Genomic DNA, 11,883 nt, shown 5'->3' with positions numbered 1-11,883 from the left:
CTTCACCGTTCAATCCAACACAGCCTAACCAATTATAGATGACGTACATTACGTACATTACGTACATTACGTAAATTACGTACATTCGTAGTCATGAGGCATGGCTGTATTTAGCTGTTGTAATCGATCTGTTCTTAGGTCTTGTGGTTGGTTGGTCTATGCAATATAGAATCACAATAGATTTAGTTTTCGATGCTTTATTAATGGCAAACATTTCTTGAACAGCTCAATAAAGAAATGACCTTTTAAGGTGTATTTAATTATATCAACATGTTTTACAATGGAATGGTTTGGATTTCTAATGAAATGAGTGCAGATGAATTCAAGCAAATTTAAAAATAAGATTACCTTGATGTCTAGGTTAATTTAAGCAGTCAAGTTGATGATTTTTAGTATTATATTTAAGAAAGAGCATTACTATTGGTTTTGACTGTATTCGCCATTGTTGTTAGTATTTTTTTGAAAAAAATGATTTTTATAATTATCAGTTTGTTATAAGGAGTCTTCGTTGAGATTTGATGGGTTGGATTTGAATTTGTTGGTTGCACTAGACATCTTATTAACTGAAAAAAATATTACTCGGGCTGGTGAAAAATTATTTTTAAGTCAACCAGCAACCAGTGCTGCATTAGCTCGATTGAGAGATTATTTTGAAGATGATCTTTTGGTTCAAGTTGGACGTAGTATGGTGCTCACCCCAATGGGTGAAAATCTGGCTAAACCGGTAAGTGATTTATTAATTCAAATGCGTACCGTATTAAATAATAAAAATAAGTTTGATCCATTGAAAGCAAAACGAAAGTTCACAGTGATGGCATCTGATTATACTGGGAATGTGTTATTACCTCGATTAAATCAATTACTGTATAGTTTGTCTCCTCAATGTTCAATTGAACAGCTGATGCCTTCTTCGGAAGCGGAAAAGCAAATTGAGCGAGGGAAAGTTGATATTTTGTTTTTGCCTAGTTTAAGTATTTTAGATGAACATCCAAGTTTAGATGTTTTTGAAGACGAATTTGTCTGTGTGATGTGGAATCAAAATCCCCTAAAAGAAAAACCATTAACTTTAGAAGATTATACGCAGGCTGAACATGTAGTCGTGCGTTTGGGCGCAATCAATAAGACACCCATGATTGATGATTGGCTAATTCGAAATTTAGATATTAAACGTAACGTGGCATATGTTGCGACAAATTTTAATAGTGTGCCACGTTTTGTCGTCGGTACACCTTATATTGCAATCATGCATAAAAAGCTGGCAGTACAATGTGCTGAATATTTGCCCATACATTTGTGCCCACTGCCGTGGGAAGTGCCGAAAATTAAAATTTGTATGCAGTGGAATAAGTTTCAGGAAAACGATGCAGGTCTGTTATGGTTTCGCCAGTTGATCATGCAAGTGACCAAAGAGCTAGATGTATAGCGGGTTACTATCGCTTCATTTCAAAAGGGCAATTAAAGCCCTTTTGATGCTCGGAAAATTAAGCTGTGAGTTTCGCTTTAACAATCAAATGTCTGAATAAGTCGAAAAGCATGCAAAACACGGCAAAAGCCAGCAATAATGGACCAAGCTGTGCCAGTGTCATTTTTAAACTGCCTGTAAAACCATTCAGATAAACAATTAAAATCGGGCTAGAAAACATCCCAAAATTATAAAAACTGTTCCAGATTCCTGTGCCCAAGCCTCGTTTTTCCTGCGGTAAGTGGCGCATGTTCCAGAATGTGACTGAGGGCAATAAAATCCCTGAACCAAAGCTGTTGATGATGGCGTAAATCAAAACCTGCTGTGCACTTTGTGCAGTTGCCAACAACATAAAACTGATGCCAATTAAACCAAAGCCAATCAGTAAGTTGAGTGACATCGGTGTGGATTTCTTGATCATGTATTGCACTGCAAATGTGCCTAAAACAATAAACACCGTTGAAAGTGCGGCAATATTGCCTGCGGTTTTCGGCGAACTTTCACCTATGCTATTTAACAGATAGGGAATCTGTATCTGTAAGATCATAAACGAGACAGCCGCAATAAATGCCGTGATCCAGATGGCTAACATAAAATTCGGACGAAACTTCACTGCATCATCCTGATGGGCTGTATCGAGATGAAGATCTTTGCTGCGTCTGATTTTAGGTTCCCACAACAGCATCTGACCGAGAACGGCAAAAATGAGCGGTACAGCATATACAATAAACGCAAGACGCCAGCTAATGCCGCCCAAATATCCTCCCAATGCAAAAAACAAAATGGCTGAGGTTGATGCCGCTGTGACCTGTAAGGCGAGGTAGCGCTGTCTTAAGGTTGGAGAATAATAATCGCCAATCAGGGTTGTACTCACGGTAAGAACCACGGCTTCAAATAAGCCTAAAATCACCCGAGAAATCAGAATCAAATAAAATTGATCAAGGAACATTGGGGCTAAACCGACTATTCCATAAGCCACAGTGGAGAGGATGAGTAATTTTTTACGACCAAATTTGTCCGCGAGGAATCCAATCAGTGGGCTGACGATTGCCATAACTAAACCTGGGATGGTTAACGCAATCGGGGTTAAATATTCAATATGTGGAACATGGGCAAAGTGTTGCTGAATCTTGGGTAGACTCGGTGCCATGACAATCGCCGCCATGGGCGATAAACAGACAAAGAGCAATAACAGCAGCGTGGTAAAGCCTGATTTGATCCCGACCACTTTTTCAATGGTAGTTTTTCCTTGATGCATAATTCCCTCGATCTTCAACAGATGTGAGAAAAGGTTCATCTTTGAGCGGATTGACTGCAATATAAAACAATTCGCTTTAAGGTGCGCTTTCTCACCGTTTCGAACATATCCTTATTTGGGGTGTAATCGGCTTAATGCGGCATGCCAAGATTGGTTTTCGTGCCGTCGGCATCGGTTTTGATGAAGTTAAAATAAGAAACATGGACTTCATAAAACTGATGGTTTTCATCAATTTTATAAAGAATTAAACCATGAAAATCAAACTGTTGTCCCTGTTTGATTTCACCAAATGGCGTTTCAGTTTGGCTTTCTGGAACATCAAAATGGGTGTGCAGTTCAATCACCAAGCGACTGTCACTGACAGGTAGGTATTCTTTGACATTCAGGGTTTCACGCATCACGCTCCAGATTTGGCGATAATGTTCTTTAACCGCTTCAACACCTTCAAAAATCAGACCGCCATTAAACATCTTGATATTGGGCGCAAAAAATTCTTCAAAACCTGCGGGGTCTTGTCGATTAAATTTGCCGATATAGTGATCCAGAAAATATTGTTGATCCATGTGCTATTTTCCATGCTTGATTGAGTTGTTTTGACATCATGTCAATTTATGCGGATTTATTGTTTTGGATGATTCATCCCGATCCAAGGATCGGAATGAAAACTGAGGGATGGGAATATAGAGAAACAGAAAAAACCTGTGCTTGGGCTAAGACTTTATTTCTTCGGTTTGATCGAAGCGCGGAACAGTAAGGTAATTAAAAATAATACCGTTTTAAAATTGAGGAGTTTCAGTGCAGCCCGAGCCTCCTCAGGTCTGAGCTTTGCCGTCATCGGCATTGCGCCGAAAATTTTGCCTTTTAAAATCAGCTCATTGCCATTACGTTCAATGGCACTAACATTCATCAGTTCGCTATTATCACTTCCATAGACTTTCATAATTTTAGTTCCCTACAGCTTTGTCGAAATCAATATTCATGTCATCAAACATTTTGATGGCCGTGGCACGTCCTGCGCCAAATACACCACCACCCGGATGCATGAATGGACCCACCAGATACATATTGTCGAGACCTGGTACCGTTAAGCGGCCCAAGTCTGGGGTTGGTCGGTGTGCAAAAGATTGGTAAAAATATGGGGCTACGCCATGCACATCACCACGTACCATCGAGTTTGGTGAGCTACGTTCCAAATCCAGTGGAGAATGGAAGCTACGGGCAATAATGTTGTCCGAAGTCAGGTTTTTCACATATTTGCGATAGGCAGCCAAACTCAGTTCGCCAAATTCTTCCTTGTATTCATCCCAGCGTGCTGAACCACCTTCAGCAAGTTCATAAGGTGCGAATGTAATGCCGTGGAACATGCCTTTGCCCGCAGGCACACGCGTCGGGTCATTCAGGCTTTCATCACCACCAGCCACTAAGCGGCGTTTGGATACCTTGCCGCGACGCAGTGCATCGAAGTCGTCCATCAATTCGGATAGTTTTTCCGTACTGAGCATAGTCAACATAGTGCCTTTACTGACATCTTTATGCGCATAAAACTCAGCAGGGGTGTGCAAGTCATAGTGACTGACAAACAAGCTAAATGGGGCCAGTGTGGCATTTTTGGCACGACGGACGACATTTTCATCCAGCCCATCGATAAAGCGGTCAATCACATGTGGATGCAGTGCACCAATTACGGCATCTTTGGCATAAATTTTTTCGCCATCGCGCATTTCCACCCCAACCGCTTTGCCGTTGGAGGTCAGGACTTTTTTAACTTCGGCATCGAGACGAACTTCACCACCATAATGTTGGAAGCAACGCTCTAATGCTTCAGACAATTTGCCACTGCCGCCCACAGGCTGTGAAACGCCATAGGTATGCATGATGCCAATAAATGCCAACAGTCCCATCCCTGTACCGAGTTCGTCAGGTAATTGTAGGTTTTCAGCGAGTACCCGCAAGATATGGATTTTGACTTTGTCATGTACAAAGAGTTGGTTGACCAAATCGTAAGTGCTGCGTTGCATCGCATCGAACATTTCACGACCTTCTACACTTTGATCCATCATAGCGACCATCGCACCCATCGGTAACGGAGGCGAATAGAATCCAGAGAGCAGCATTGGAATCAATGCCGCAGATTTTTGTGCCAATTTACGATAGGTTTCGGCATCTTTAGGGGAAACTTGGGCAATCGATTCGCAGGCTTTGTCGAGATCTTTGTAGCAAATGATGGCACTGCCATCATCGTAAACCGAGGCATACGGTACTTCCGAATAGTTGTACTTCAAGCCAAATTTAGAAAATAAACCCAATTCGTCCTGACGGATCATCGGGTTACCCTGAATCATGATATGTACACTGGAATGCTCATCATGCCAAAAGCCCGGGGTGTTGAGTTCACGGGTCGATACGCCACCGCCTACATAAGATTTTCGCTCTAAAATCAGAACTTTCTTGCCTGCTTTGGCAAGGTAAGACGCGGCAGTTAATCCGTTATGCCCAGCGCCAATCACAATTACGTCGTATTGAGACATCATGTCACTCCTTTCCTTTTTCCGTTTTAAGCTTTGTGATTTTGGCTAAGCATAAAGACAAAAAATTGGATGCGGAAGACAGCACTTTTTTGTATGCTAGTTACATAAATGTTCGTTATGCAAGATGTTTTTAAAGGAAGTTGCCACAATGGATGGGTTGCACTCACAGCAGAATGTTGATCTGGAAGAATTTCGTAGACGTGTGCAGCAAGGCAATGACCCACATGGACCTGTGCGTGAAACCCTGAGCCGTCTGGGTGATCGCTGGACGCCGCTGATTTTAATGATTTTACGTACGGGGATTATGCGTTATACCCAGTTACTCAAAGAAATCAACTCGATGGCAGATTCGCCCGTATCACAACGTATTTTAACCTTGAAGCTACGTGCTTGTGAGCGTGATGGTTTTATTCAGCGCACCGTGATTCCGACAGTGCCGCCTCAGGTGGAGTACGGTTTGACGGATCTGGGTCAGGCAATGGTACAGGAGCTGAATCGATTAATTGGCTGGCTAGAGGTGCATGAAGTACAAATAAATGCTTGTCGAGCTGAATACGATGCCCATTAGGCTGCTATATATTTCTAGAATAAATATTATGCGCTATTAAAAATAATAAAATTCATTTGTCAATTTCTTCGAATTCTCTTTCAAACCTACTACTTCAGATACTGTGATTTCTGAGGATAGGGGTTTACTTTTTAAAAAATAATTTAAGGCAATTTAATTCAATTACATCCATGTATTTGTTACATGGATACAAGTAATCTAAACAATAAATTTCATGAATGATTGTGCAGCATGTATTTTAGTTTCATGGAACAGCGCAAAGCGATTGGATTGAATCCTCTCGATTTTGCCAATATAGAAACAGCCATTTGGAACAAGGAGTTGCGTGTCCAATAGCCGATTCTAAATGGAACATGGAGTGTAAAAAAATCATGAGTGCGCTAAAAAAAGTATTAATTGTCGGCGGTGGAATTGGTGGTCTATCTACCGCAATTGCACTGCGCCAAGCAGGTGTTGCACAGGTCGATGTGATTGAAATCAATGCAGAACCGAAAGTCTATCATGTCGGAATTGTGGTTCAGGCGAACTTCATTCGTGCCATGGCAGCGCTCGGTATTGCCGATCAAGCCGTGGAAGCGGGCTTTCCTTATCAGGGGTTACGCATCTGTAATGTTGAAGGTGAAGTGAAAGCTGAACTGAGTGGTGCTCAGCTTGCAGGTGAGCAATATCCTGCCAATTTGGGCTTGACTCGACCGGCCTTGCATAAGGTCTTACTGGATGCCATTGCGCGTGAAGGGGTGAATCTCAAACTGGGCTTGACCTTTGAAAAGATTGAGCAAACACCTGAGCAAGCACTGGTGACGTTTACCGATGGTACACAAGACAGCTATGACTTGGTGGTCGGTGCAGATGGTGTGTATTCCAAAGTGCGTAGCTATGTGTTTGGCGAACAGTACAAGCCAAAATTCACAGGGCAAGGCGTATGGCGCTATAACTTGCCACGACCAAAAGACTTGATGTATTCACACATGTTTGAAGGCAAGTCAGGCGGTAAAGTCGGTTATACCCCATTGACTGAAGACAGTCTGTATATCTTGGCGGTGTGGGAAGAACCAGGTAATCCATTCTTTGACCCGAACAGCCTTGCTGATGAATTCCAGAAACGTCTGGATGGCTTTGGTGGCTTGATTCCTGATTTAAAACAGCAAATTACAGATCCGAGTCAGGTGGTATACCGCCCACTGGAGGCACTTTTGATGCCTGCACCGTGGTACAACGGACGTGTGCTGTTGATTGGCGATGCAGCACATGCCACCACACCACACATGGGACAGGGCGCCGCGCAAGCTGTTGAAGATGCAGTGGTACTGGGCGAGTTAGCGGCATCTGCACCTGATGTACAGCATGTACTGGATGGCTTTATGGAGCGTCGTTATCAGCGCTGCAAATTTATCAATGAAGGTTCATTGCAGATTGGCGAATGGGAACAACGCCCAACGCCAGATGCCAATTTTGCAGGCATGATGGCAAAAATGATTGAAGTGACTTCACAGCCGATTTAAGGAGATGACCATGCAGCCAAATCCTTTAAAAAGCTGGACGTTGAGCTTGGATGACATTCAGTTTGTGGGTCAAGACTTGCAGCGTCCCGAGTGCATTATTGCCCAGCCTGACGATTCGCTTTGGGTGGCCGATGCTCGCGGTGGAGTGATGCACATTGATGCACAAGGTCAGCAGACTTTGATTGCTCCTGAAGTTTCAGCAGCAGATGAAGATGCCAGCTTTGAAGACCGTTATGTCAAGGCGCAAGGCGCGTCTTTGCCGAATGGTATGGCGATGACTGATGAAGGCGACTTTATTATCTGTAACTGGGGTTTAGACCGCATTGAAAAGTTACATAAAAACACCGCACAGGTTGAAGTGTTGTATGACCAGCTGGATGGTCAACCACTAGGGAAAACCAATTTCCCGTTAATTGATTCAAAAGGACGAATCTGGTTTACCGTCACCACCACTATGCAGCCATGGACTGAGTCGATTAACTCGACTGAACTGGATGGCTATATCGGGGTGATTGATGAACATGGCATTCGCGTGGTGGCTGAACAGCTCGGCGGTGCCAATGAAATCCGGTTCGATGACAAGGAGGAGTGGCTGTATGTGGTGGAAAGTAACGCTCGACGTATTAGTCGTTTTCGGGTTGCTGACGACGCAACTTTATCTGCACGTGAAGTCTATGGACCTGAAGAACTCGAAGGATTCCCAGACGGATTTGCTTTCGATGTCTATGGGAATCTATGGGTAACACTGGTCATGGTCGACAAGCTGATTGCGATTACCCCCGAACGGGAAGTCGTGACCATTTTGGATGACAGCCATCCTGAAGCCAATGCCCGACTCAATCAGCATTATAAAAGCAAGACCTTAACCCCTGAAATTATGCAGGCATCGCGCGGCAAACTCGCACCGTGGATGGCCAGCATCACTTTTGGCGGGGCAGATTTAAAAACGGTGTATTTAGGCAGTTTACAGGGCACACGGATTCCATTTTTCCGTTCGCCTGTAGCAGGACAAAAATTAAGACATTGGAAATAAAGGAGTAGATCCACATGATTCGACATCTCAAAAAAGGCAAACCTGCCGAAGTTAAAGCAGAACTGAATACCCAAGTGCGTCAGACGGTTGAAGACATTATTCAGGCGATTGAACAGCGTGGTGAAGCAGCGCTGCGTGAATATTCTGAAAAATTTGACCGCTGGAATCCTGAAACTTTCCGTTTAAGCCAAGCTGAAATTCAGGCGTGTATCGACAGCTTGTCGAAACAGGCAATTGAAGACATTAAATTTGCACAGGCACAAATCCGCCGTTTCGCACAAATCCAGTTGCAGTCCATGCGTGATGTGGAAGTTGAAACACTGCCGGGCGTAGTTTTGGGACACAAAAATATTCCAGTGAATTCGGTTGGTTGTTATATTCCTGGCGGTAAATATCCGCTGCTGGCATCGGCACATATGAGTGTCTTGACGGCAAAAGTGGCAGGCGTAAAACGTGTGATTGCCTGTGCACCACCGTTTGATGGCAAACCATCCCCTGAAATTATTGCCGCGATGGCGATGGCAGGTGCGGATGAAATTTATGTAATGGGCGGAGTACAGGCAATTGCAGCTATGGCACTGGGTACAGAACAGATTGCGTCAGTGGATATGATTGTCGGACCGGGTAATGCTTTTGTGGCCGAAGCCAAACGTCAACTGTATGGTCGTGTCGGGATTGACCTGTTTGCAGGGCCGACTGAAACCATGGTGATCTGTGATGACACGGTCGATGCTGAACTGGTTGCAGTCGATTTACTTGGACAAGCGGAACATGGTCCAACTTCACCTGCGTACTGTGTGACCACGAGCCAGAAAATTGCGGATGAATTACCTGCTGCGATTGAAAAAGTCTTGGCTCGTTTGGACACTGCACCGATTGCCAGCGTGTCATGGCGCGATTATGGCGAAATTATTCTGTGTGACACCGACGAAGAAATGTTGGCAGAGTCTGAGCGCATTTGTAGTGAACACGTACAGGTCATGACCAAAGACCCTGACTGGTTCTTAGAACGTATGACCAGTTATGGTGGCTTGTTCTTGGGACATCGTACCAATGTATCCTATGGCGACAAAGTCATCGGGACGAATCATACCCTACCAACCATGGGGGCAGGACGTTACACAGGTGGTTTGTGGGTCGGTAAATTTATTAAAACCCATACCTATCAACGTATTTTGACCGATGAAGCCAGTGTGGCGATTGGTGAAGTGTGTTCACGCCTCTGTGCACTGGAACATTTCTCTGGGCATAAAGAACAGGCGGATATTCGCGTGCGCCGTTTTAAGCCAAGTGTAGCTGAACATGCTACCCCTGTGATTGTTGAGGCAAGCGCATGAAACTTGCAGGTCGAGTTGCCTTAGTCACGGGTGCGACAGGTAGCTTGGGGCATAGCATCTGTTCAGCTTTGGCAGCACAGGGCGCAAGTATTGTGGTGGGCTATAACCAGTCTGCCGAGAAAGCCCAGCATGTGCTCGACAGTTTGCCTCAGGTGGAACAGGGGCACTTGTTGGCGGCAGCGCCTGTCACCAACAGTGCCGCCCTAGCTGATTTGGCAACTCAAATTCAGCAGCATTTTGGACGCTGTGACATGGTGGTGAACTGTGCAGGCACGACGCGCTTTGTTGAGCATCGTGACCTTGCCAGTCTGGATGATGCTTTGATTGATACGATTTTTGCCACCAATGTTCGCGGGGCAATTGCGGTGGTGCGTGCCTTGCAACCACTGCTTGAGCAAAGTGATGATGGCTTGATTGTGAATATCAGTTCGATTGCCGCACGTACCGCGATGGGCAGCAATATTGCCTATTGCGCTTCTAAAGCGGCACTAGACAATCTGACCATTTCACTGGCACGTGCCTTGGCACCCAAAATTCGTGTGGTTTCGGTTGCCCCAGGTTTGTCAGATACCGAGTTTGTCAAAGGCTTAGACCAAGACTGGCGCAATGTACAGGCGCAGTCAACACCACTGGGGCGTTTGGCATTGCCTGAGGAAGTCGCTGCAGCAGTCGTTGCAGTGGCAACCCAACTGACCTTTACCACAGGCGCAATTATTCCAGTGGATGGCGGGCGTCAGATTTTATAAAACAATAGGGAAAACAGCACGATGAGCAAGGATGTTTTTGCGTGGAAACCGCATCATGGGGGCATTAGCGTTGCCGATCTGGACGAGAGTATCGCGTGGTATTGCAATTACTTGGGTTTTGAACTGGAAAAAAAGCAATTTATCGAACAGATTCCTGCGCAGATTGCCTTTATTCAACGCGGTGATTTTCGTATTGAACTGTTTGAGCTGCCGAATGCGCAGCCGCTTCCAGACGAACGCCGTATGCCCAACCTCGATGTGCAAACCCATGGGCATAAACATCTTTGTTTTGCCGTGCAAGATGCCAAACAGGCATTTGCCGAGCTTCGAGAAAAAAATGCCGACATTGTATTTGAAGCAGTGATTGGCGGAACAGCAATGGGATTTTTGCGCGATAACACTGGGAATTTGATTGAACTGATTGAATATCCTGATTTATGGAACAATGAAGGAACAGCAGAATGAAATTGGCAACACTCAAAGATGGTAGTCGAGATGGTCGCTTGGTCATCGTTTCTAAAGATTTAAAAACCGCGACTTTGGCAACAGGCATTGCCTTAACCCTGCAAGATGCCTTGGAAAACTGGGATGAAGCCGAGCCGAAGTTGCAACAAAAATATGCAGCCCTGAATCAGGCTACTGAACAAGATGCTTTTGCTTTTGATCCAGCTCAAGCCATGGCACCGTTGCCGCGTGCTTACCAGTGGGCAGATGCATCAGCATTTCTAAATCATGGTGCATTGATGGAACAGGCATTCAAACTCGACATTAAAAAAGACAAAGGTGTGCCGATTATTTATCAGGGTGCAGGTGATGACTTTTTGGGTGCGTGTGATGATTATCCAGTACCAGGTGAAGAGCATCAGATTGATTTTGAAGGTGAAGTTGCAGTCATTCTGGATGATGTGCCAATGGGCGTACAGGCAGAACAGGCTGAAAAACACATCAAACTGTTTATGCTGCTGAATGATGTCAGCTTACGTGCGCACCTGTTTAAAGAAGTCAGCATCGGTTTCGGCCCACTACGTGCTAAACCAAGCACCGTGTTTGCGCCTGTTGCAGTCACACCCGATGAATTGGGCGATGCGTGGCATGATGGACGTATCAAACTGCCTTTGGAAGTTCAGTGCAATGGTGAATGGTTTGGACATCCGAATGGCGAAGAAATGAGTTTCTCTTTTCCTGAATTGGTGATGCATCTGGCGCGGACCCGTAACCTGAAAGTTGGCACTATTTTAGGCTCAGGCACATTTTCCAATCAGAACTACAAAGAAGTCGGTTCAGCGTGCTTGGCAGAAAAACGTGCCATTGAAATCATTGAACAGGGTGAGCCGAGAACCCCATTTTTGAAATTTGGCGACCGCTTACAGTTTGAAATGAAAGGGCAAGACGGACAAAGCATTTTCGGCAAGATTAACCACCAATTTGTCCCATATCAGGAGGTGTAAT

General features: G+C 44.7%; 11 protein-coding genes and 2 pseudogenes. 9 read left to right on the top strand and 4 right to left on the bottom strand.

What is annotated here, in order from left to right; all coding sequences use genetic code 11:
• Window positions 1-74 precede the first annotated feature (74 nt).
• Window positions 75-209: pseudogene (locus E0H94_RS18840) on the top strand (IS3 family transposase); the annotation flags it as partial.
• A gap of 299 nt (window positions 210-508) precedes the next feature.
• On the top strand, window positions 509-1,423 hold the full coding sequence (locus E0H94_RS18260) for a LysR family transcriptional regulator (protein ID WP_131327781.1): 915 nt from the start codon (window positions 509-511) through the stop codon (window positions 1,421-1,423).
• Window positions 1,424-1,481: 58 nt separating this feature from the next.
• Here E0H94_RS18260 and E0H94_RS18255 read toward each other — a convergent pair whose 3' ends face one another.
• The 4 genes and pseudogenes from E0H94_RS18255 to E0H94_RS18240 form a co-directional block, all read right to left on the bottom strand.
• Window positions 1,482-2,720 (bottom strand): MFS transporter, encoded by a 1,239-nt coding sequence (locus E0H94_RS18255; RefSeq protein WP_165495637.1) that lies wholly within the window; start codon window positions 2,718-2,720, stop codon window positions 1,482-1,484.
• A gap of 131 nt (window positions 2,721-2,851) precedes the next feature.
• A complete protein-coding gene (locus E0H94_RS18250) occupies window positions 2,852-3,283 on the bottom strand; it encodes a nuclear transport factor 2 family protein (protein ID WP_131327779.1) in 432 nt (143 codons plus the stop codon).
• Between the two features lie 155 nt (window positions 3,284-3,438).
• A complete protein-coding gene (locus E0H94_RS18245) occupies window positions 3,439-3,660 on the bottom strand; it encodes a hypothetical protein (protein WP_111893401.1) in 222 nt (73 codons plus the stop codon).
• A gap of 4 nt (window positions 3,661-3,664) precedes the next feature.
• Window positions 3,665-5,254, bottom strand: a pseudogene (locus E0H94_RS18240) (phytoene desaturase family protein); the annotation flags it as partial.
• 142 nt (window positions 5,255-5,396) lie between these two features.
• On the opposite strand from E0H94_RS18240, the gene E0H94_RS18235 reads away from it, so the two are divergent.
• The 7 genes from E0H94_RS18235 (at window position 5,397) to E0H94_RS18205 (ending at window position 11,882) form a co-directional block, all read left to right on the top strand.
• Window positions 5,397-5,816 (top strand): winged helix-turn-helix transcriptional regulator, encoded by a 420-nt coding sequence (locus tag E0H94_RS18235; protein WP_131327777.1) that lies wholly within the window; start codon window positions 5,397-5,399, stop codon window positions 5,814-5,816.
• 371 nt (window positions 5,817-6,187) lie between these two features.
• On the top strand, window positions 6,188-7,318 hold the full coding sequence (locus E0H94_RS18230; RefSeq protein WP_131327776.1) for an FAD-dependent oxidoreductase: 1,131 nt from the start codon (window positions 6,188-6,190) through the stop codon (window positions 7,316-7,318).
• 10 nt (window positions 7,319-7,328) lie between these two features.
• Window positions 7,329-8,351: an SMP-30/gluconolactonase/LRE family protein gene (locus E0H94_RS18225; protein WP_131327775.1), complete on the top strand. Its 1,023-nt coding sequence runs from the start codon at window positions 7,329-7,331 to the stop codon at window positions 8,349-8,351.
• Between the two features lie 14 nt (window positions 8,352-8,365).
• Window positions 8,366-9,688, top strand: coding sequence for a histidinol dehydrogenase (gene hisD, locus E0H94_RS18220; RefSeq protein ID WP_131327774.1), 1,323 nt, complete (start codon window positions 8,366-8,368; stop codon window positions 9,686-9,688).
• Entirely contained in the window at window positions 9,685-10,434 is a 750-nt protein-coding gene (locus E0H94_RS18215) for an SDR family NAD(P)-dependent oxidoreductase (RefSeq protein ID WP_131327773.1), read from the top strand. The genes hisD and E0H94_RS18215 overlap by 4 nt, the downstream gene beginning before the upstream one ends.
• A 21-nt stretch (window positions 10,435-10,455) precedes the next feature.
• On the top strand, window positions 10,456-10,899 hold the full coding sequence (locus E0H94_RS18210; RefSeq protein WP_131327772.1) for a VOC family protein: 444 nt from the start codon (window positions 10,456-10,458) through the stop codon (window positions 10,897-10,899).
• Window positions 10,896-11,882, top strand: coding sequence for a fumarylacetoacetate hydrolase family protein (locus E0H94_RS18205; protein WP_131327771.1), 987 nt, complete (start codon window positions 10,896-10,898; stop codon window positions 11,880-11,882). The genes E0H94_RS18210 and E0H94_RS18205 overlap by 4 nt, the downstream gene beginning before the upstream one ends.
• Window position 11,883 lies beyond the last annotated feature (1 nt).

The sequence above is a fragment of the Acinetobacter sp. ANC 4173 genome (genome assembly GCF_004331255.1).
Classification (GTDB): domain Bacteria; phylum Pseudomonadota; class Gammaproteobacteria; order Pseudomonadales; family Moraxellaceae; genus Acinetobacter.
The sequence above is the reverse complement of the archived record's forward strand: the minus strand, read 5'-3'. Positions and strand labels throughout refer to the sequence as shown.